A 20,527-nucleotide genomic window follows, 5' to 3' on the forward strand; every position below is an offset into this window, starting at 1 on the left:
GACTCAGTTCACCACCTGGGACACCTGGCCGCTGGCCTTTTCGTCCCGCTGGGAACCGGTCGCCTCGCCTTTGCGGTACTTGCCGTACATGACGTCGCGGTTGCCGCCCTCGGCCGGCTGGGTGTCGCGCGGGCTGAGCAGATCCTGCGGGTTGGCGACCTGGGCCGCCATGTTGGCGGTCACCGCGCAGCCGAAGTTGTCATAAGACCGGTTGTCGTTGCTGTGGCTCAGGTTGCGCCAGGAGCCGCATTGCGGAACCTCGGCGACGTAGCGGTTGAAGCTGATCACCACCGGCGGCTTCGGGTCGTCGCCCCCGTCGAAGGCGGTCATCCGGATAGAGCCGGCCGGCACGCCAAGGCTGACCAGCCGGTCGCGGGCGTCCCAGGCGACGCGGTTGGAGCCGCGGGCCGCGGGGCCGGTGTCGCTGGCCCGGATGATGACCTCGCGGGCTTCGGCCTGCATCCAGGCGGTGACGAAGCCTTCCAGCGCATCGGCTTGATTGACCGAGAGGCCCGTTTCATGCGGCGCCAGGCGGATGTCCTGGGGCTCGGGCGTGACCTTGATTTCCCGCGCCCAGGCGTCGAGCGCCGTACCGCTGGTCAGGGTCGCCTGCGGGCCGGACGCGGTGGCGCAGCCGGCCAGAAGCGCGGCTGCCGAAAGAGCGGAGAGGAGAAGGATGCGCGGGTGCATGGCGTTACTCGATCACATATCCGATGGGGCCCTGGTAACGGCGGCCGGCGTTGGCGTTCGGCGGCGCGCCGACGGCCTTGTTCAGCCTGCCGAGCAGGATGGTCTCGGGGTCGGACGCCAGTTGCAGACCGTCGGCCGGCGTCTGGAAGGCCTTCGAACCGCGCGAGTCGACGATGTAGGGGGTCACCATGATGACCAGTTCCGTCTGGCCCGAGGTGAAGTCCCGGCTGCGGAACAGGGCGCCGAGGACGGGGCTGTTCATGAACCCGGGCAGGCTGTCGAGATTCTGCGCGGTGCGTTCCTGCAGCAGGCCGGCGATCATCATCGTGCCGCCGGACGGCAACTCGACGACATTCTCGGCCCGGCGGACCTTCAGGCCCGGGATCACCAGGGAGGCGTCGCTACCGGTGCTCATGCTGAAGGCGCCCTCGTTGGAGAGTTCGGACACCTCGACCGAGACCTTCATGTTGATGCGGCCGCCCGACATCACCACTGGGGTAAAGCCCAGGCCGACGCCGTACTTCTTGAATTCGATGGTCACCCGGCCGTCGGAGTCCTGGCCGACCGGCACGGGGAATTCGCCGCCAGCCAGGAAGTTGGCCGGCTCGCCGTTGACCGATGTGAGAACCGGCTGGGCCAGGGTGCGCACCAGGCCGACCCGCTCGAAGGCCTTGATGGTGGCGTTGGCCGAATTGACGTCGCTGGAGCCGGGGGTCGTGCCGCCCAGGGTGGTGTCCTTGACGTAGCCGCCGGCCATGCCGCCCAACAGGGCGCCGTTGATGCCGAAGGTCGCGGTGCTGGCGATGCTCAGCTGGTCTTCGCCCAGCTGTCCGATCACCGCGCCGAGGTCGAAGCCCAGCTGTTTGACGACGTTGCGGTTCACCTCGACGACGCGGACCATCAGCTGGACCTGATCGCTGCCGGCGACCTGGACCATGTTCACCACCTGCTCGGGCTTGGCCACGAAGCGCTTGGCGATCTCGCCGGCCTTGTTGGCGTCCGACGGCGTCAGGACCAAGCCGGATAGGATGATGGAATCGCCGATCGGCTCGATGATCACCTTGCTGCCGGGCAGCACGCGGTTGATGGTGTCGGCGAGGGCGCTGATGTCCTGATCGACCCTGACATTCAGCGACAGAATGCGGCGCCCCTGGGCGTCGAAGAAGACGGCGTCGGTCTGGCCCGAGGCGACCCCCAGGATGTAGATGCGGCGCGGGGTGCGCAGCATGGCGTCGGCCACGGCCGGGTTGGTGACCAGCACGTCGCGGGCATCGACCGGCAGCTCGACGATGGCCGACTTGCCGCGCGGCAGGCTGAGGGTCTGGGCTCCGCCGGCCGCCAGGTCGATACGCAGCGATCCGGGCGCGTCATAGGTCGGCGCGGGCGCCGGACCGCCGGCCAGATAGCCCGATGAGGGGCCTTGCGCGGACGCCATCGGGCCGCCGAGCGCAAGGCACCAGGCGGCGAGGAGGGCTGGAATCATCCTCAGCCGGCTCATGGAGACACCTTCACTTCCGTAACCACCCCGGCGCGGTGCACGCGCACGGTGTGGGATTGTTCACTGCCGCTGGCGCCGCCGCCGCGGCTCGGCCCGCCGGCGGTGTCGGTAACCCCGCGCAGGACCAGGATGAGGGCGCCGCTCTGCCTGGCCTGGGCCACCGCGCCGGCCATGGCCTCGACGTCCGCGGCCGGGATTTCGAGGCTGGCGACCGCCCCGACCATGGTCTGGGCGTCCTTGTCCGGCTGGGGCTTCTGGTCGATGGCCAGGACCCGGACGTTGCGCATCACCGTGCGGGTGACATAGCCCTTCTGGTCCTCGCTCTGTGCGTCGCGGCTGTAGATGACGTCGACCCGGTCGCCGGGAAGGATGAAGCCGGCGACGGCGCTGTCGACGGTGACCGGGGCGGCGATGGCCCGCATGCCGGGAGTCAGCACCACGGCCATGAAGCTGCCCTCGCCGCCGCGCACCACCTTGCGGGCGACGATCGGCTCGCCGACGACGAACGGCTCCTTGACGATGACGCCGACCATGCCGCCCATGTCGCCGTTGTTGAACAGGTTGCCGGCCGTGCGGGCCGCGCCCTCGGCGGCGCCGACGGCGCCGGCCTTCTCGACCTTCGGACCCGAGCCGTCAGTGATGAAGCTGGGGTTCATGCCGTCCGCCGGCCATTGCTGCCAGCCCAGGTCGCCCGCCGCCAGGCGCGTGCCGATGGGCAGGTCACGCTTGGCGACCAGCACCTGCACCGTCGGCCTGACCTCGGGACCGGCGGCGATCACGGCGGGCGGCGGGGCGGCCTTCTTGGGCGCGAAGGCGCCGCGCACCACGAAGGCCAGCACAATGGCGGCCAGGGCGGCGATCACGAGGATGAACAGGCGGACGGGGCTCATGCGGCTCGAACTGCTGTCCCGGTGGAAGACAGAACCGGGGAAAACTGGTGTGCGCGTCGGACCTTGGGCCCGGCGCACGGGCGATTCGCGTCGCGCCCTTCTGGCGGCGGATGCACCATCGACCGGCCATGGTTAACGCGGACCTAAACCCTTTTCAGGAAAGGGCCGCGAACGCCAAAGCCAGGGGGCTTTCCGGAAACGCCGCCAGGGCGCCGATGGCGATGGCCACGCCGTAGGGCGCATCGCCCCCGGGCTTGGCCAGACGGCCGACCCAGTCGGGACCGCGCACCGCCATGGGGCGCAGCCACACCGACCGCAGGCCCAGCAGCGAGACGGCCAGCGCCCCGCCGGCCAGGCCGGTGACCAGAATGAAGGTGAGGGAGGCGGGCCAGCCCAGCCACAGGGCGGCGGCCGCGAACAGCTTGGCGTCCCCGCCGCCGATCCAGCCGAGGGCGAACATGCCCATCGACAGGAACAGCGCGCCGATGCCGATGCCGAGACCGACCAGAACCTGCTGCCAAGGCATGCCCAGCATGGCGGCGGCCAGACCGAAGCCGCCGATCAGGACCAGGGAGATCCAGTTTGGGATGGTGAAGCTGGTGATGTCCTTCAGGCCGCCCACGATGACCATGGCCGGGAAGACGCTCAGCAGCAGCAGTTGCAGGGTCTGGAACATTGATCGCGACAATGCCGTGGGAGGGTGAATGGAAGGTTGAGGCGAGGCGCTTTGAGACGCCTGAACCCGCAAAAGCGGAAGGGCCCGCGGATGTCTCCGCGGGCCCCCCGTTTTCAAGCGAAGCTTTGTGGGCTTGCTTTTCGCTTACGGCAGCTTGGTGTTGATGCTGCCGAAGGCGGTGTTGAGCTTGGTGCCCAGGGTCGTCACGGCCGTGATGATCACGACGGCGATCAGGGCGACGATCAGGCCATACTCGATGGCGGTGGCGCCGGATTGGTCTTGGGCGAAGCGCGAAACGAACTTGGTCATGGCTTTATCTCCTGTTGCAAGCCTGGCGGGTTTTTCAAGCCGCTGTGGCCTGCTCCCCCGAAAACAAGGCCACTTTGGGGGACGGCGCTTAATTGCCAGTAAACATCGAAGTAGAGTTCTATTTTTTCTTTTGGTTTATTCGTGTTTACTATTTGCTTCGATTAACCATGGTGAAAATATGTCGACATTTCAACGTGTTGGTTGATTTCTGAATCCCGCGATAACCTTTGACAGTCCGAAGTTTTTTTAGAACAGCGCTCGACGAACCAAGGGTGGGAAAGCCGGTCTCCAGGAGTCTGTTCCAGAATGGAACGGACTCCTCCGGCGAGAGGTGATCCATTGATTGCCCGGCCGGCGGTGAGTCCGGCTGGAGCCAGGACAAGGGGACATTCAACGCGCCCCCGCTCCCCTTCGCCACGCATCTTGCCGGCCAGGCGCTCGTCCCGAAGGCGCGCGGATGAAAGCAGGGCCCTGAACGCGAAAAGGGCCCCGGCTTGCGCCGGGGCCCTTCCGTTTCCTAGGCTTGCTGGGCCTTGCGGCCCCCTGGGATTAGGGAAGCTTGGTGTTGATGTCGCCGAAGGCGGTGTTGAGCTTGGTGCCGAGGGTGGTCACGGCCGTGATGATCACAACGGCGATGAGGGCGACGATCAGGCCATACTCGATGGCGGTGGCGCCGGACTCGTTCTTGGCGAAGCGCGAAACGAACTTGGTCATGTCATATCTCCTGTTAGCGGGTCGAGGCGGGGTTTGTCAGGCCCATCGCCCGCTGCCCCCAGATGCAAGGGCAGAATGTCGCGCCGCGCTTAATTTCAAGTAAAGCTCAAAAACAAAAAGCGTCGGAAAGTCGACTTATCATCGCTATACTTAAGGCCCGATTCACAGGCATGAATCGGCTGTTAGCCAAGCGCCTGTCCTTAAAGGCTTTCTTGACCAATTGGCGCGATCCTTAAGGTCTGATTCACGTCTCCGGACCCGAACCCATGCGTCGCCTGCTTCTCGGCCTGACCGCCTCACTCCTCGCCTTCCCAGCGATGGCCCAGACTCTGTCGGTCCGCACCGATCAGGCCGTGCGGATCGCCCTCTCCGCCCCCGCAAAGGACGTCGCGGTCGGCAATCCGGAGATCGCCGACGTCATGGTCCTGGACGAGCGCAACATCCTGGTGCTGGGCAAGGGCTACGGGACGACCAACGTCATCGCCCTCGATCGCAGCGGCCGCCTCATCCTCGACCGGGTGGTGGTGGTCTCGGCCGCCGACGCCGGCAAGGTCACCGTCTACAAGGGGAGCAGCGCCTCGCAGTACGCCTGCTCGCCCCGTTGCGAGGTGACCGACAGCGGCCGGGACGCCACCCCGGGCAGGCCCACCCCCTAGAGTCTATAAAGACTCCTCACGCGCGTGAGGGCTCCTCCCCCTAAACCCTGCCTTAAGCCTGTACCGCTAGGGTCGGCTTCGTGAACGCGACCAACCCCTTTCCGCGAGCCCGCGAATTCCTTGCCCGCTTTGGCTCAGCCAGGCGCGGCGCGACGGCCGTCGAGTTCGCCTTCGTCGCCCTGCCCTTCCTGACACTGCTGTTCGCGGTGCTGGAGCTGGGCATGGTGTTCCTGGTGTCGACCACCCTGCAGAACGCCGCCGACGCCGCCGGCCGCAAGATCCGCACCGGCGAGTTGCAGAGCAGCGGCGGCAACCGCGACAGCTTCAAGAGCGCCATCTGCGCCGACATGTCCTGGCTGGGCAGCGACTGCGCCAACAACCTGACCGTCGATGTGCGCACCTTCACCAACTTCGATTCGATGATGACCACCGACGCCTCGGGCAACCGGGTCCTGGCCGGCCCGACGGTCACCAACGGCGTCGTACAGGAAGGCCAGTGGCTGCCGGGCAACGCCGAGGACATCGTCCTGATCCGCGCCTACTATACTTGGACCCTGTTCACCCCGCTGCTCAACTCCGGGCTCGCCAACATCGGCAGCAACAAGCGGCTGATCAGCACCACCGTCACTTTCCGCAACGAGCCCTGGGGGACCTGATGGGCCTGTTCCGCCGCCTGGCGCGCGACAAGCGCGGCGTCTCCGCCGTCGAGTTCGCCCTGATCGCCCCCGCCCTGATCGCCTTCTACTTCGGCCTGGCCGAACTGACCCAGGCGATGATGGCCGAGCGCCGTGCCAGCCACGCCGCCTCCTCGATCGGCGACCTTGTCGCCCAGTCGACCCAGATCAGCACCAGCACGGTGACCGACATCTTCACCATCGCCCGGGCGGTGATCTCGCCGTTCCCGACCACGACCCTGAAGATGCGGGTGACCTCGATCGTCGCCAACGCCTCGCTCGTGCCCAAGGTCGCCTGGAGCCAGGCCGACGGCCTGACGGCGCTTGCGGCCAACACCACCCAGACGGTTCCCGCCGGCCTGCTGACCGTCGCCGGCGACAGCGTCATCCTGTCGGAAGTGCAGTACAGCTATGACTCGCCGGTCGACTACTTCGTGCCCAACGCCGTGGTCTTCAACAAGAAGTTCTACCTGCGGCCCCGCAAGTCGGACACCGTCACCAAGGTCAACTGACCAGGGCGACCAGCGGACTGTCCTCGACCGGCCGACCATCCAGCATCGACACCGGCCGTACGCCGATCAGGCTGTTGGTCAGGAACAGGCCCGCCGCGCCGTCGAGCGCCGTGCGACCCACCCTCACCTCTTCGACCGCAATGCCCCTCGCCCGCGCCCGCGCGATCACCAGGCCCCGCATGATCCCGTCCAGCACACCGCGGTCGAGCGCCGGGGTCTGCAACCGGCCGTCCCTCACCCAGAACAGATTGGCCGCCGCCGCGCAGGCGACCTCACCGGCGGTGTTGAGCATCAGGGCCTCGGCCCCGCCGGCCTGGCGGCGGGCCAGGACGTTGTCGAGATAGCTGAGGGTCTTCAGCCGCGAGGCCGGCGAGTGCTCGTTGCGCCGAACCCCGACCGTTACCAGTTGCACCGGGCCGGTCGGGGCCGGCGAGGGACTGGCGGTGACGAACAGGCGCGGCTGCGCCTGCGCGGGCCGGTCGAGGCCCCGGCCGCCGGAGCCGGCCGTCAGGGTCAACCGCACGGCGGCGCGGCTGAGGCTGGCGTCGTCGACCGCCTGCTCGCACAGGCGGCGCGCTGCCGCCCCGTCGGGGGCCGGCAGGCCGAGGGTCTCGCAACCGGCCGTCAGCCGGGCCAGGTGTGAATCCCAGTGTTCCAGCGCCCCGCCCCGGGCCAGCAGGGTCTCGAACAGGCCGTCGCCCAGCAGCAGGCCGCGGTCATCCTGCGGCACGGTCATGCCCCAGCCTCGCTGGTCAGGGCCCTCAGGATGGCGGCGATCTTGGCCTCGGTTTCCAGCCGTTCCGCGCGGGGGTCGCTGTCGGCGACGATCCCCGCCCCGGCCCGGACTTCGAAGCTCCAGCCAAGGCCGGTGAAGCCGATGAAACCGACGGTTCGGATCAGCACGCTGGAATCGAACCCGCCATCCACACCAGCCCAGAACAGCGAGCCGCAGTAGGGGCCTCGGGCCGGCTCGAGCGCCTTGATCACCTTCATCGCCTGCACCTTCGGCGCCCCCGTCACCGAGCCGGGCGGAAACGCCGCCTGCAGGAGATCGACCGCTGTCAGGCCCGGCGCCAGCCTCGCGGTGACGGTCGAGACCAGGTGGTGGACGTTGGTGAAGCTTTCGACCGCGAACAGGTCCGGCGTTTTGACACTTCCGGGCGGGCTGACCCGCGACAGATCGTTTCGCATCAGGTCGACGATCATCAGGTTCTCGGCCCGATCCTTCTCGCTGGCCAGCAGTTCGTCGGCCAGGGCCTGATCCTCGGCCGGCGTGGCGCCGCGCGGACGGGTGCCCTTGATCGGGCGGGTCTCGATGGTGAAGTCGCGACGGGCGTCGAGCGTGACGAACCGCTCCGGTGAGTTGGAGACCACGGCGTAGCCTCCCATATGCAGCCAACCGGCAAACGGCGCGGGACTGTCGGCGACCAGCCGTCGCAGCAGGTCGATCGGCTCGACGCCGGACGTCAGGCGCCCGCTCCAGATGCGGGCGATGTTGGCCTGGAAGATCTCGCCCGACCGGATGCGCCGCACGACCTGGGCGACGGAAGCCTCGTAGTCCTCCGCGGGTGTGCGGCTGTGGAAGCCGGTGGCCAGCTGACCGGCCTGGAGGGGCCGCGCCGGCTCCGCCAGCCAGGCGGCCGCCTCGTCCGCCCGGGCCCGTGCTGCCGCCGGGTCGGCGCCTCGGCCGACGGCCAGCACGCGCCGCTCCTGGTGATCGAAGGCCAGCAGCCGCGGATAACGATAGACTGCCAGGTCCGGCCAGTATTCGTTGCGATGGAGGTCAACCGGCTCGATCCAGTCGGCCAGTTCGTAGGCCGCGAGGCCCGCGACCCCACCCTGAAAGGGCGGCCCGTCCGGATCGTTGTCGAACCGCTCGCCGATAAGATCACGCAACGCATCGAACGGCTGGATGTCCGGAGGCAGTCCGGCCCGCGCACCGGTCGCCCCATCGGGCTTGCGCAGCACATAGGACCACCGCGCTCTCGGCCCCTCGCCCCCCGACAGGAAGGCGCAGGTTCCCGTCTCCGTCCCGAAGGCGGACAGGACCTCGGCCGGGTCCCGCCAGGGACGCGGCTCTATGGCGACGTGACGCATGGGCGGCCAATAGCGCCGCCCCGCGCCAGGGGGAAGGGCGTCAGTCCGTGCGGAACTCTCCCCTGCCGCCGCCCTTGACGAACAGCAGGCCGATCAGCCCGAAGACCAGCAAGGCGATGATCGGCACGAAGCCGGCCTGCTGGGTCTTGTAGAGGCCGGTGAACAGGGCGACGAGCGCCGACCCCAGCCAGACCGTCACCGTGCCCGACAGGGCGTAGAGGCCGAAGAAGGCGGGCAGTTTGTCCGGCGGCGACAGGCGGGTCAGCATGGTGCGGCTGGTGGCGTACTGGGCCGTGACGAAGATGGCCGTGCCGAAGCCGATCATCAGGAACAGCACTTCCGGCAGGGTCCGGAACATCGGTCCGTCCCACAGCGGCGCGTGGGCGGCGGCGTCGTAGTGCCAGAAGTAGAGGATGGTGTCCGGCGTCATGCCGATCTGGGCGGTGATGCAGATGATGCAGCCGACGATCTCCACGATCAGCGCCGTGCGCGGTCCCAGGGCGTTGTCCACCCGGGCCGCCATCAGCCCGCCGATCACCGCGAAGATGCTGAGCAGGATGCCGTAGGCGTACATCTCCATCCGCCAGCCCATAACGCCCGCGGCATAGATGCCAGCATAGATCAGCAGGGCCGTCATCCCGTCGTTGAACAGCATGCGCGAGCCCAGGAAGATCGACATGTCCCGCTCGCTGCGCAGCAGCTTGATCGTCAGCCAGAGGTTCGCGGCCCCCTCCTTGACCCCCTGCCACAGCCTGACGCCCGTCGAGGGCGCGTCGGGGGTGAACAGGAATAGCGGAATCGAGCCCAGCGCCATCAGCCCCGCCGCGATGAGCGCCGAGATGCGCAAGGGTTCGGCGGTGGCCGCGTCGAGCCCGAACAGCGGCGCCTTGGGCAGGAAGGTCCAGGCCTCGGTGCCCGGCGATCCGGGCAGGGCGAAGGCGAACAGGCAGAAGGTCAGGGTGATGACCGAGAAGAAGTTGCCCGCCGCCAGGGCGAGGCCGGAGGCGTGTGCCGCATGGCGATGGCCGGCGGCGGTCATCAGCAGGCTGTTGTGGATCACCTCGCAATAAGCGAACAGGATGCCGACGATGCCGAAGATCCACAGGGTGCCGAGGATCGGCAACCCCGCCCCGCCCGGCTTGGCGAACCACAGCATGGCGATCAGCGGAACCATCAGGGCGACGGTCAGCAGCAGTCCCGGCTTGCGGGCCCCGAACCGTTCCAGAGAGGCGCCGAGCAGGGGCGCGGTGACGGCGATGAACAGGCTGTTGAGGGTGCTGACCGTGGCGATCATCGCCTGGCCCTTGACCCCGTCGCCGACCACCAGGGCGGTGAAGTAGGAGGCGAAGATGTAGATGGTGATGAGGATCACATAGGGATCGCGGCCGCCCTGGAAGATGGCCCAGGCCCAGGCCCCGAGCGGCATGTCGCGAAAGCCGGCGCCGCCATAGCCCGCCGCATCGGCGCCCGCCGTGGCCCCGGGCTCCAGACTGCCGGGCAAGGGACCGCCTAGCGGCCCCGGCGTGGGCGTTTGAACCATCCGACGTCTCCCAATTCCGATAAGCAGGAAGCCGTCTCAGAGCGCGGCCTTGCCGCTACCGTGAGCCTGATTTGGGCGGCTGGGAAGAGGGATTTTAAACGTGCGTTCGGCGCCGCGAGGGAAGGCGGAACCCTAGAGCAGAATCCGCCGCTCGACCGCCGCCCGCCGCTCGCCGTCAACGCCCAGGACGTCGCGCAGATAGCCGTCCAGCCCGCCGTTCTCCCGCTGCATGGCGGCAAAGGCGCGTTCCAGGTATTCGGCCTCGACGCCCATGGTGGTGCGCATGGCCTCGTCGCTAGGGCGCTTGCCGGTCAGCTCCTCCACATGGGCCGCGAACAGCGGCATGCGGCGGGCGAAGCGCTCCTCGTCGTTGGTCAGCAGGTAGTCGGCGATGATGTCGTCGCGGTGCACCCCGGCGATGTGATGGGTCAGGGCGCAGAGGATGCCCGTGCGGTCCTTGCCGGCCGCGCAATGGACCAGGGTGGCGCCCTCCGTCTCGCCCAGGCGCTGGAACCAGCGGGTGTAGAGATCGATGTGGCGAACCTCGTGCGGCGCGTGGTCGTAATACTTCAGCATATAGTCCCGCATGGACTCCGAGGTGATCTCGGAATGCTTCATGAAGGTCTGCCAGGGATCGTCGCCATCCTCGGGGTGATTGTTCTCAATGACCTCGGCGGCGAAGTCCTTCCAGCGTTTGGACGGGTTGCGCTCGCGCTCGCCCGGCCGCCGCAGATCGACGATCAGGTTGACGCCGAGCGCCCGGAGCGCCTCCAACTCCTCCTCCGAGGCCTCGGCCTGGTGGGCGGAGCGGTAGAGGACGCCCTTTTTCATCTGGCGATGGCCGGCGGCATAGTCGCCGAAGTCGCGCAGGTTCTCGATGGTGGCGTAGCCAAGCTTGCGGGTCATGGCCGCGCTCCTAACGGTTGGGCGTGACGAAAGCGAGACGGGATCAGCCGAGACCTTCGACGATCATCACCCGGTAGTCGGCGCCCTTGAGGCGGTGCTGCAGGGCGTCCTGATAGGCCGGGCTGTCGTACCAGGCGTGGGCGGCGGCGGAATCGGGGAAGGACAGCAACACCACGCCATCGACCGGCGGCCCCTCGAGGGTCTCGACGGCGCCGTAGAAGGCCAGCGGGGTGATCTGGTGGTCGCCGCGGGCGGCGCCGGCCTTCTGGCCATAGGTCGCCATCTCCTCGGCGTCCTTGATGCTGTCACGGATGAAGATGACGTAGGCGGTCATGGCGTGTCCTCGCTGGTTTTGCGGCACGCTAGGCAGGCGGAGCGGCGGCGCCAAGTATGACGTGGCGGCAGGTCAGGAACTGGCCAGGGTCGCCACCTGGACACGAAGCACGACGAACTCGGCCGGGTGCATCGGCGCCACCATGATATCGACGTTGAGCAGGCCGGCGGCCTGGTCGGCGGGTGTGTTGTTGGCCGCGTCGCACTGGACGCTGAAAGCCGCCGCCGCCGTGGCGCCGAACAGGGCGCCCTCCTGCCAGAGGCCGGTCAGGTAGAGGCGGACACCGCGGCTTACGGTGGACCAGAGCGCCGGGCTGGTCGGTTCGAACGCCACCCACTGCAGGCCGTTGGACACAGACAGCTCGATCATCGTCAGCAGGCGCCGCACGCTGATGTAGGTCAGGTCGGGGTCGCCGGGCATCGCACTGCTCGCCATCGTCCCGGCCCCATAGGCGCAGACGCCATAGTTCGCGAACATCCGGATGGCGTTGACGCCGTCGGGGTTGAGAATGTCCTGATCGGCGTCGGTCACCGTCGCCACCACGGCGGTCGCGCCGCTTAAGGCGCCGTTGGTGATGCCGGCGGCCGCCTTCCACGGCCCGACGCTGGCGTCGGTCTGCGCATAGAGGCCGGCCATGGCGCCAGACGGCGCGATCGCCACGATCCCGTTCGACAGCGGATTGAGGACGGTAATCCAGGGATAGTAGATCGCCCCATGCGACGAGGTCAGCGCCGCCCCCGCCGGGACCACGCCGTCCGGGCTGGCGGCCCCGGTCTTGAAGGCGTCGGCCTCCGGCGTCGACAGGCCAAAGGGCGTATCGGCGATATAGAACAGGTCCTTGCGAGGCCGCGCGTCGCACCAGGCCAGCACCTGCTGAACCGCCGCCCGCTGCAGCCCGAGGTCGGCGATCCACACCGTCTCCGGCGCGCAAAGCAGGCTTGCGTCGGTCAACAGGTCCAGGGCGCCGAGCGCCGTCGCCAGGTACGGCGCCCCGGCCACGGGATCGCCCGCCCCGCCCGACAGCGCTGTCGGCTGCGCCAGGTTGGCCGGCCGGGTCGCCGCCGTCGCCGCCACCCGGATGAACATCGAGGCCTGGTTGATGCGGATCTCGATGTTGCTGGGCGCCCCCGCGACGCCCTGCAGGTCGGCGGCGCTGAAGGGGCCGAAGCTCTCGATCAGGCTGTAGGTCTCGCCGCCGAAGCCCTGGGCCGGCAGGGCGTTGCTCGAGGCGTAGGCGGCGAACAGCTGGTCGGAAACGCTCAGGACCGCGCCGGTCGCCGGAGTCCTGTAGTAGACGTTGACGGCGAACGTCGGGCTGGGCGCGCCGCCAGCACCTGCGGGCGGCGCGTCGCTGATCGTCACGGCCAGGCTGTCGCCCCAGGGGCCAGGACTGGCGGCGCTGATCTGTAGCGGCCCGGCGGTCAGGCTGGCCGGGGTTTCCAGACCCGCCGCATCCGTGCCGGCCCGGACGACGTAGCAGACGCTGCCGCCGTGGGCGAAGAAGCTGAAGACCGCGAACGGCATCTGCGCCCCCCAGACCAGCCCGCCGAAGGTGGCGAGATACTGGTTCCAGCTGGTCACCAGGGTCGGGGTGTTGAAGGCCCCCGTCTCGGCCGCGCCGATGAAGACGGTGTTGCTGGTCGGGACCGAGGTGATCGCGGAGACGGGCGTCACCAGGGGCGTGACGTAAACGCCCGGGAATTCCAGATTCGACATGTCGCCCCCGCTGATACCACCTGCGCGCGATCGCCGACGGCATTCGCGACCCTATGCCGGGGCTCCGGCCGGCGTCAAACATCCCTGTTGCGGTTGTGGCGGCGAGGCTCGTTCGGTATCCACATCGGCATGCGGAATGGCTGTTGAGGGGCGCCATGTACCGACTGATCATCTTCGACTTCGACGGCACCCTGGCCGACAGCGCCCCCTGGTTTGTCGGCGTCCTGGGAAGCCTGGCCGACAGGCATGGCTTCCGGCGGGTCGGGGCCGATGAGGTGGAGGCCCTGCGCGGGCTGCCCAACCGGGAAATCATCAGGCGGCTGGGCGTCTCGCCTTGGCGCCTGCCCTTCATCGCCCGCGACATGAAGGCGCGGATGACCGCCGACATCGGAACCATCCGCCTGTTCCCCGGGGTGGGCGAGATGCTGACGGCCCTGGATGGAGCCGACCTGCGCCTGGCCGTCGTCAGCTCCAACGCCGAAACGAACGTGCGGGCGGTGCTGGGTCCTGATCTGGCCGCTCGCATGGACCACTACGGCTGCGGGGCCAGCCTGTTCGGCAAGGCGGCCCACTTCAGGCGGGCGATGAAGGCGGCCGGGGCCACGCCCGGCCAGACCCTCTGCATCGGCGACGAGCCCCGCGATGGCGAAGCGGCGCGCAAGGCCGGCGCCGCCTTCGGCGCCGTGGCCTGGGGCTATGCAACGGCGGACAGCCTGGCCCGGGAGAGGCCGGCTCACAGCTTTGCGGACATGGCTGACATCCCGCGCCTTCTCGCCGCCGGGCAGCATCCCTAACCAGGCCCGCAGTATCCCTGCGTTGACATCCCGCCCGTCGGGGCCACATGGAAACCCGACACTCAGCGCCTCCCCGCGCGCCTGCAAGGACTCCCGAATGTCGGACGTCGCCGCCCCGGCCGCCTCTACCTGGACCCCCTCCGCCGCCCAGAATCTCGAGAAGGTTCTGTGGGTCAGGCACTGGACCGACCGGCTGTTCAGCTTCGCCATCACCCGCCCCGAAAGCTTCCGCTTCCGCTCGGGCGAATTCGTGATGATCGGCCTGCCGCCGGCGCCGGGTGAGAGCAAGCCCATCCTGCGCGCCTATTCCATCGCCTCGCCCAGCTTCGCCGAGGAGCTGGAGTTCCTGTCGATCAAGGTCCAGGACGGCCCGCTGACCTCGCGCCTGCAGCACATCCAGCCGGGCGACGACGTCCTGCTCGGCAAGAAGCCGACCGGCACCCTGGTGCTCGACGCCGTGCGGCCCGGCAAGCGCTTGTTCCTGTTCGGCACCGGCACGGGTCTCGCGCCCTTCCTGTCGGTGGCCCGCGATCCGGACGCCTATTCCAACTTCGAGCAGGTCATCGTCGGCCACGGCGTGCGCGAGGTGAACGAACTGGCCTACCGCGACCTGTTCACCCAGGACATCTTCGAAGACCCGCTGGTCGGCGAGGAGGCCCGCCAGCAGCTGGTCTACTACCCGACCGTCACCCGCGAGCCGTTCGAGCGCCAGGGCCGCTTCACCGACCTGATCAGCTCGGGACAGCTGTTCCGCGACCTCGGGCTGGAGGGCGTGACCTTCAACCGCGACGAGGACCGCATCATGCTGTGCGGCTCGATGGACTTCATCAAGGACATGGCCGCCCTCTGCGAAAGCCACGGCCTGGTCGAAGGCTCGAACGCCGAGCCGGGCGACTACGTGCTGGAACGGGCGTTCGTGGGGTAGCAACCGCCCCCCCAAGGGCTGTCATCCTCCGGCCGCGTAGCGGACCGGGGGACCCAGGGCGGCTCTGGAAAGACTCCCGGCAGCTTTCACGCGGACAGTTGGGTCCCCCGGCTGCCGCTCCGCGGCCCCGGAGGATGACAGCGAGGGGGAGAGCGTGAGAAAGCTCGCCGCATGTCCCTCAAGAACCTCACCGTCGAAGACGCCCGCGCCCGCATGCTGGGCGCCGCCGTGCGCACGGCGATCCACACCCTCCCCCTGGCCGAAGCCGATGGCCTGACCCTGGCCGAGGACATCCATGCCGTCCGCGACCAGCCGCCGTTCGACGCCTCGGCCATGGATGGCTGGGCCGTCATCGGCGACCCCGCTGAGGGTGACCAACTGCGCATCGCCGGCGAGAGCGCCGCCGGGCGCGGCCACGACGGCGCGCTGCGGCCCGGCCAGGCCGTCCGCATCTTCACCGGCGCCGCCGTGCCAGCCGGAGCCACGCGGGTCATCATCCAGGAAGACACGATGCGCGACGGCGACATCGTCCGCATCGCCCGGCCGCCCTCCCCCGGCCCCAACATCCGCCGCGCCGGCGGCGACTTCCAGGCCGGGACGCTGTTGCTCAAAGCCGGAACACGCCTCGATCCCTGGCGGCTGTCCCTCGCCGCGGCCGCCGGCCGTGCTGCCCTCCAGGTCAGCGCCCGCCCGACCCTGGCCATCCTGGCCACGGGCGAGGAACTGGTCTCCCCCGGCGGCCATCCCGGGCCCTTCCAGATCTTCGAGAGCGGCAGCGCCGGCCTCGTGCCGATGATCGCCCGCTGGGGCGGTCTGGCGCACCGGCTCAGCCCCGCTCGCGACGACGAGGACGCCATCGCCGCCGCCGTGGCCGGGGCGGACGCCGAACTGATCATCACCGTCGGCGGCGCCTCGGTCGGCGACTACGACCTCGTCAAGCCGGCCCTGAAGCGCCTCGGCTTGGAATTGCTGGTCGAGACCATCAATGTGCGCCCCGGCAAGCCGACCTGGTTCGGGACCTTGAGCGACGGCCGCCGCGTGCTCGGCCTGCCCGGCAACCCGGCCAGCGCCTTTGTCTGCGCCGAACTGTTCCTCAAGCCCCTGATCGCCGCCATGTCCGGCGGCGCGGCGGGCCCGCTGATGGAGCCGGCCATCCTGGCGCAAGACCTGCCCGCCGCCGGCCCGCGCGAGCACTGGATGCGGGCCATCCTCGGGTCCGAGGGCGTGCGGGCCCTGCCCGACCAGGACAGCAGCCTGGTGACGGTGTTCGCCGCCGCCGACGCCCTGCTGCGCCGACGCGCGAACGCCCCGGCGGTCAAGGCCGGGACGTTCGTCGAAATCCTGAGACTGAACCGGGGCTAGTGAACCGTCGGCCCGTGGTCCTGGCCGCCGCGGTGCACCCGCCGGTCCCACTGGTCCTTCAGCAGGCTGGCGACGCCCATCCAGCCGGCCGTCGGGGCCGCCACCGCGCCGGGGGTCGGCTGCACCTTCATGGCGTGATAGGCGTAGACCGCGCCGGCCCCGACCGAGGCGACGGCGACGGCCACCCGGCCGCCGACCCGTTTGGGCCCCAGCGCCATCCAGGCGGCCGAGAAGCCTTGCACCAGGCCCCACAGGGTCAGGGCCCGGGTGCGGGTCGCGCCCTGCGGGCTGTTCCAGACCCGCAGGCCGGAGATGGTCAGGGCGGTGAACATCGAGGGCCAGATCACCGAGAAGGCGGCCTTGGGCGGGTTGCTCACCGGCCCCTGCGACTCCGCATACTCGCTCATGTAGTCAGGCTCTTCGACCGGGCTGCGCCGCGAGGCGATGACCTCGGCCAGGGCGACGGCCCCGCCGGCCAGCAGCAGGCCCAGCAGCACATGGCCCGCGGTGGTCACCGGCTTGGCTTCGACCTCGACCATTCCCTCGGGGCCCATTTCGTAGCGCATGCAAAGTCTCCCTGGATCCCGGACTAGCCGAGCCTCCGGCTCAACGCCGCCTGGGCGAGTCGGGTTCCGGCTCCACGTGGTCGCGCGTTTGATCCGATAACCGGTTCCCACTTATCGGAACGCGCTCCTAGTGACCCTCACCCTGCATCTCGCCCATGGCGCTTTGAAGGTAATTCTGTTCGCCAAGCTGGCGCACGAGATCGAGCTGGGTCTCGAGGAAGTCGATGTGGTCCTCGGTGTCGCTGAGGATCTCGACCAGCAGTTCGCGGGACACGTAGTCCATCGCCTCTTCACAGGCCTTCACGCCCGGAATCAGCGTCTCGCGACCGCCCTTTTCGACCGCCAGGTCGGCGGCCAGGCCCTCGGGCACCGTCTCGCCGATCTTCAGCTTGTGCAGGTCCTGCAGGTTGGGCAGGCCGTCGAGGAAGAGGATGCGCTTGATCAGCTTGTCGGCGTGCTTCATCTCGCCGATCGATTCGTCGTAGGTGATCTGGCCCAGCTTGTTGAGGCCCCAGTGCTGGTACATCCGCGCATGCAGGAAGTACTGGTTCACCGCCGTGAGTTCGTTGGTCAGGACCGCGTTCAGAATGCGGATGATGGCCGGATCGCCCTTCATGGCGGTGCTCCTCAAGGTTCAATTGAAGAGGTCTTGCCCTCGCTTCGGGCCAGCCCGCAACTGCAATCTCTGCGAACGTTTCGCGCTAGCAGACAAATCTTCGCGAATGCCTCGCGACAACAGTAACCGCCCCTACTCGGCTGCGTAACGCAGCGCCTCGCGGCTCTCGTCGATCATCTGGCGCATCTCGCAGACGCACTTGGCGCACTGGGCCTGGCAGCCCTGGCTCCTGAACACCTCGGCCGGACGCGAGGCGCCGGCGGCGATGGCCTGGCGCACGTCCCGTTCCCGGATGCCGTTACAGTTGCAGACGTACAAGGGAGAACCCCGAACCCGATTGCGAACAATTCTCGTTCTCTAGCGCATCCTCAGCGCCGTTGCAACGCATTCGCAACGAAGCCGCCATCCATTCCTGGCTGGAATACGAGGCGGGCAATTCGGAATTTGATCGCCGGGGGCCGCGCTTCCAGGGTCCGCGCCAAACGCGCCCGGAGTTCCCCATGCCTTTCGCCGCCTCGATCGATCTGAACAGCCTCGACGGCTCCAACGGCTTCCGGATCAACGGGGTCGACTTCATAGATATTCTGGGCTGGCGGGTGACCGGGGTCGGCGACATCGACGGCGACGGCCTGGCCGACTTGCTGGTCAGCGCCCCCAACGCCGATGGGTCGGCCGCCAGCAGCGGCGTCTCCTACGTCCTGTTCGGCCGGGCGGGGAGTTTCGCCGCTACCCTCTCGTCCGCCGACCTGTCGTTCGCGACCGGGTTCCGGATCAACGGCGAGGGCAGCAACGATCTCAGTGGCTCCAGCCTCGGCGCGATCGGCGACTTCAACGGCGACGGTCTTGCCGACTTCATCATCGGGGCCCCGGGGGCCGATCCCAACGGCAACGGTTCGGGGGCGTCCTACGTCGTGTTCGGCCAGTCGGGCGGCTTCGGCGCCGCGCTGAACCTCAGCACCCTGAATGGCGCCAACGGCTTCCAGATCAACGGCGAGGCGGCCTTCGACACCAGCGGCGCCTGCGTCGCCGGGGCCGGCGACATCAACAACGACGGCTTCGCCGACGTGATCATCGGCGCGGCGGCGGCCTCTCCAAACGGAAGCCGCTCCGGGGCCAGCTATGTGATCTTCGGCACGGCCGCCGGCATGCCCGCCAATTTCGACCTCTCCACCCTCGACGGGACCAATGGCTTCCAGATCAACGGCGTGGCCTTCGAGGACCAGTCCGGCGACGCGGTCGCTTCGGCTGGGGACGTCAACGGCGACGGAATCGACGACCTGATCATCGGCGCGCGCTACGCCGACCCGGCCGGCGCCAGTTCCGGCGCGGCCTATGTCCTGTTCGGCAGGGACACCGCCGTGTCCGGCGCCTTCCTGGCCAATGTCGAACTGTCGGGCCTGAACGGCGTCAACGGCTTCCGGATCACCGGCGCCGCGGCCGGCGACCAGCTTGGCCATTCGGTCGCCTCGGTCAGCGATATCAACGGAGACGGCCTCGACGACCTCGCCATCGGCGCCGACGCCGCCGACGCCAACGGGACCAACTCAGGCGCGACCTACATCGTCTTCGGGCGGACCAGCGGCTTTTCGCCCAGCTTCAGCGTTTCCGCCCTGGACGGGACTGACGGCTTCCGCCTGACCGGCGGCGCGGCCTACGACCGCGCCGGCATCTCGGTGGCCTCGGCCGGTGACGTCAACGGCGATGGCCTGGGCGACCTCATCCTCGGCGCCAACAAAGCGGCGGGCGGCGCCGGGGCGGCCTTCGTGGTGTTCGGCTCGGCCGGCGGCTTTCCCGCCTCGCTCGACCTGTCGGCCCTGGACGGGACCGACGGCTTCCGGCTGAACGGCGGATCCTTCGGCGACGAGGCCGGCATCTCGGTGGCGTCGGCGGGCGACCTCAACGGCGACGGCGCAGACGACCTTGTGGTCGGCGCCTACCGGACCGGCAGCGTGCCGCAGTACGTCGGGACGGCCTACATCGTCTTCGGCCAGCGGGCGGCCTTCGTCGGCTCGCCAGCCGACCAGACCTATGCCGGCAGCGCCCTGGCCGACACCCTGTCCGGCCTGGGCGGCAAGGACACCCTCAGGGGGCTCGGCGGCGACGACATCCTCGACGGCGGCTCGGAAAACGACGTCCTCTACGGCGGCGACGGCGCGGACGACCTGATCGGCGGTACCGGCAACGACATCCTCAGCGGCGACGCCGGCGACGACGAACTGAACGGCGGCGATGGGGCGGACAAGCTGTTCGGCGGGACGGGGGTCGACACCCTGGTCGGCGGAGCCGGCGCGGACCGCATGGACGGCGGCGCGCAGGCCGACGTCCTGACCGGCGGCGACGCCAACGACTACCTCGACGGCGGCGCCGGGGCCGACCTGCTGACCGGCGGCCTCGGCAACGACGTCTTCATCGTCGACGACGCCGGCGACCAGACCCTCGAACTGGCCGGCGAGGGCTACGACATCGTCCGCACGGCCAACGCCTGGGTCCTGGCCGACAACATCGAGGGCCTGGAGCTGCAGGGCGGCGGCGACGTCGCCGGGACCGGCAACGCCGGGGCCAACAACCTGCAGGGCAACCCCGGCGACAACCTGCTGTCCGGGCTGGGCGGCGTCGATACCCTCAACGGCGGCGACGGTGACGACATCATCGTCGGCGGCCTCGGCAACGACCTGCTGCGCGGCGGCACGGGGCTGGACGCCTTCCGCGTCGCCCATGCCTTCGGCGGCGTCCTCGAGACCGACCAGATCTACGACTTCTCAACGGCCGAGGGCGACCTTCTGGACTTCACCGGCGCCTATGCCGGGACCCTCGCCCAGGTCGACCGCTTCACAAAGCACGCCGGCGAGATGACCCTGACCTTCGCCGCCGGCATCACCACCGTGCGGCTCGACATCGACGGCAACGGAATCGCCGACTACCAGGTCAAGATCAACGGCGACGTCACCGCCGACTGGGGCGGCTGGCTGCTCTAGACCCCGCCAAACCCCCGCCGGCCGGGCGTTTGCGGAATATGTCTAGACATATTCATCGACGATTGAGGCCCTCCGCC

22 protein-coding genes are annotated in these 20,527 nt (G+C 68.8%); 7 read left to right on the forward strand and 15 right to left on the reverse strand.

Translation table 11 applies throughout. The features are described from left to right. Nucleotides 1–3: 3 nt before the first annotated feature. The 6 genes from O5I81_RS17165 to O5I81_RS17190 all read right to left on the reverse strand — a co-directional run bounded on the left by O5I81_RS17165 (nucleotide 4) and on the right by O5I81_RS17190 (nucleotide 4,777). Entirely contained in the window at nucleotides 4–690 is a 687-nt protein-coding gene (locus O5I81_RS17165; RefSeq protein ID WP_271066079.1) for a CpaD family pilus assembly protein, read from the reverse strand. A 4-nt stretch (nucleotides 691–694) separates the two neighbouring features. Beyond that, complete coding sequence (locus O5I81_RS17170) at nucleotides 695–2,188, reverse strand: type II and III secretion system protein family protein (protein WP_271066080.1); 1,494 nt, start codon at nucleotides 2,186–2,188, stop codon at nucleotides 695–697. After that, nucleotides 2,185–3,078, reverse strand: a complete 894-nt coding sequence (gene cpaB, locus O5I81_RS17175; protein WP_271066081.1) for a Flp pilus assembly protein CpaB — start codon at nucleotides 3,076–3,078, stop codon at nucleotides 2,185–2,187. The genes O5I81_RS17170 and cpaB overlap by 4 nt, the downstream gene beginning before the upstream one ends. Nucleotides 3,079–3,232: 154 nt before the next feature. Beyond that, nucleotides 3,233–3,754, reverse strand: a complete 522-nt coding sequence (locus tag O5I81_RS17180; protein WP_271066082.1) for a prepilin peptidase — start codon at nucleotides 3,752–3,754, stop codon at nucleotides 3,233–3,235. A gap of 144 nt (nucleotides 3,755–3,898) precedes the next feature. After that, nucleotides 3,899–4,063, reverse strand: coding sequence for a Flp family type IVb pilin (locus tag O5I81_RS17185; protein WP_271066083.1), 165 nt, complete (start codon nucleotides 4,061–4,063; stop codon nucleotides 3,899–3,901). 549 nt (nucleotides 4,064–4,612) lie between these two features. Next, on the reverse strand, nucleotides 4,613–4,777 hold the full coding sequence (locus O5I81_RS17190; RefSeq protein WP_271066084.1) for a Flp family type IVb pilin: 165 nt from the start codon (nucleotides 4,775–4,777) through the stop codon (nucleotides 4,613–4,615). A 266-nt stretch (nucleotides 4,778–5,043) separates the two neighbouring features. On the opposite strand from O5I81_RS17190, the gene O5I81_RS17195 reads away from it, so the two are divergent. The 3 genes from O5I81_RS17195 (at nucleotide 5,044) to O5I81_RS17205 (ending at nucleotide 6,619) form a co-directional block, all read left to right on the forward strand. Next, on the forward strand, nucleotides 5,044–5,433 hold the full coding sequence (locus O5I81_RS17195; protein WP_271066085.1) for a pilus assembly protein N-terminal domain-containing protein: 390 nt from the start codon (nucleotides 5,044–5,046) through the stop codon (nucleotides 5,431–5,433). Between the two features lie 80 nt (nucleotides 5,434–5,513). Continuing rightward, the gene (locus O5I81_RS17200; RefSeq protein ID WP_271066086.1) at nucleotides 5,514–6,089 is read left to right on the forward strand and encodes a TadE/TadG family type IV pilus assembly protein; all 576 of its coding nucleotides are present in this window, start codon (nucleotides 5,514–5,516) and stop codon (nucleotides 6,087–6,089) included. Next, nucleotides 6,089–6,619, forward strand: a complete 531-nt coding sequence (locus O5I81_RS17205) for a TadE/TadG family type IV pilus assembly protein (protein ID WP_271066087.1) — start codon at nucleotides 6,089–6,091, stop codon at nucleotides 6,617–6,619. Before O5I81_RS17200 ends, O5I81_RS17205 begins: the two co-directional genes overlap by 1 nt. Here the strand turns inward: O5I81_RS17205 and O5I81_RS17210 are convergent. The 6 genes from O5I81_RS17210 to O5I81_RS17235 form a co-directional block, all read right to left on the reverse strand. Further along, complete coding sequence (locus O5I81_RS17210) at nucleotides 6,612–7,355, reverse strand: aminotransferase class IV (RefSeq protein ID WP_271066088.1); 744 nt, start codon at nucleotides 7,353–7,355, stop codon at nucleotides 6,612–6,614. The two genes, O5I81_RS17205 and O5I81_RS17210, sit on opposite strands and share 8 nt — an antisense overlap. After that, nucleotides 7,352–8,716, reverse strand: a complete 1,365-nt coding sequence (locus O5I81_RS17215; RefSeq protein ID WP_271066089.1) for an anthranilate synthase component I family protein — start codon at nucleotides 8,714–8,716, stop codon at nucleotides 7,352–7,354. The genes O5I81_RS17210 and O5I81_RS17215 overlap by 4 nt, the downstream gene beginning before the upstream one ends. 40 nt (nucleotides 8,717–8,756) lie before the next feature. Further along, nucleotides 8,757–10,217, reverse strand: a complete 1,461-nt coding sequence (locus tag O5I81_RS17220; RefSeq protein WP_271066090.1) for an MFS transporter — start codon at nucleotides 10,215–10,217, stop codon at nucleotides 8,757–8,759. A gap of 171 nt (nucleotides 10,218–10,388) precedes the next feature. Next, nucleotides 10,389–11,162 carry a tyrosine-protein phosphatase gene (locus O5I81_RS17225; RefSeq protein ID WP_271066091.1) on the reverse strand — a complete coding sequence of 258 codons (774 nt, stop codon included), beginning with the start codon at nucleotides 11,160–11,162 and terminating at the stop codon, nucleotides 10,389–10,391. 43 nt (nucleotides 11,163–11,205) lie between these two features. After that, entirely contained in the window at nucleotides 11,206–11,496 is a 291-nt protein-coding gene (locus O5I81_RS17230) for a DUF1330 domain-containing protein (RefSeq protein ID WP_271066092.1), read from the reverse strand. Between the two features lie 72 nt (nucleotides 11,497–11,568). Continuing rightward, nucleotides 11,569–13,212, reverse strand: a complete 1,644-nt coding sequence (locus O5I81_RS17235) for a phage tail sheath C-terminal domain-containing protein (RefSeq protein WP_271066093.1) — start codon at nucleotides 13,210–13,212, stop codon at nucleotides 11,569–11,571. 155 nt (nucleotides 13,213–13,367) lie between these two features. On the opposite strand from O5I81_RS17235, the gene O5I81_RS17240 reads away from it, so the two are divergent. The 3 genes from O5I81_RS17240 (at nucleotide 13,368) to glp (ending at nucleotide 16,293) form a co-directional block, all read left to right on the forward strand. Then, the gene (locus tag O5I81_RS17240; protein WP_271066094.1) at nucleotides 13,368–14,006 is read left to right on the forward strand and encodes an HAD hydrolase-like protein; all 639 of its coding nucleotides are present in this window, start codon (nucleotides 13,368–13,370) and stop codon (nucleotides 14,004–14,006) included. A gap of 97 nt (nucleotides 14,007–14,103) precedes the next feature. Continuing rightward, nucleotides 14,104–14,931, forward strand: a complete 828-nt coding sequence (locus tag O5I81_RS17245) for a ferredoxin--NADP reductase (protein ID WP_271066095.1) — start codon at nucleotides 14,104–14,106, stop codon at nucleotides 14,929–14,931. A 171-nt stretch (nucleotides 14,932–15,102) separates the two neighbouring features. Then, nucleotides 15,103–16,293 (forward strand): gephyrin-like molybdotransferase Glp, encoded by a 1,191-nt coding sequence (glp, locus tag O5I81_RS17250; RefSeq protein ID WP_271066096.1) that lies wholly within the window; start codon nucleotides 15,103–15,105, stop codon nucleotides 16,291–16,293. On the opposite strand, the gene O5I81_RS17255 is transcribed toward glp, so the two are convergent. The 3 genes from O5I81_RS17255 to O5I81_RS17265 all read right to left on the reverse strand — a co-directional run bounded on the left by O5I81_RS17255 (nucleotide 16,290) and on the right by O5I81_RS17265 (nucleotide 17,793). Further along, nucleotides 16,290–16,859 carry a TspO/MBR family protein gene (locus tag O5I81_RS17255; RefSeq protein WP_271066097.1) on the reverse strand — a complete coding sequence of 190 codons (570 nt, stop codon included), beginning with the start codon at nucleotides 16,857–16,859 and terminating at the stop codon, nucleotides 16,290–16,292. The two genes, glp and O5I81_RS17255, sit on opposite strands and share 4 nt — an antisense overlap. A 127-nt stretch (nucleotides 16,860–16,986) precedes the next feature. Beyond that, nucleotides 16,987–17,475 carry a bacterioferritin gene (bfr, locus tag O5I81_RS17260; protein ID WP_271066098.1) on the reverse strand — a complete coding sequence of 163 codons (489 nt, stop codon included), beginning with the start codon at nucleotides 17,473–17,475 and terminating at the stop codon, nucleotides 16,987–16,989. 132 nt (nucleotides 17,476–17,607) lie between these two features. Then, nucleotides 17,608–17,793: a (2Fe-2S)-binding protein gene (locus tag O5I81_RS17265; RefSeq protein ID WP_271066099.1), complete on the reverse strand. Its 186-nt coding sequence runs from the start codon at nucleotides 17,791–17,793 to the stop codon at nucleotides 17,608–17,610. 182 nt (nucleotides 17,794–17,975) lie between these two features. Between O5I81_RS17265 and O5I81_RS17270 the strand changes: the two genes are divergently transcribed. Continuing rightward, nucleotides 17,976–20,450 carry a hypothetical protein gene (locus O5I81_RS17270; protein WP_271066100.1) on the forward strand — a complete coding sequence of 825 codons (2,475 nt, stop codon included), beginning with the start codon at nucleotides 17,976–17,978 and terminating at the stop codon, nucleotides 20,448–20,450. Nucleotides 20,451–20,527 lie beyond the last annotated feature (77 nt).

Origin of the sequence: Caulobacter sp. NIBR1757 (assembly GCF_027912495.1) — a bacterium.
Lineage (GTDB): Bacteria > Pseudomonadota > Alphaproteobacteria > Caulobacterales > Caulobacteraceae > Caulobacter.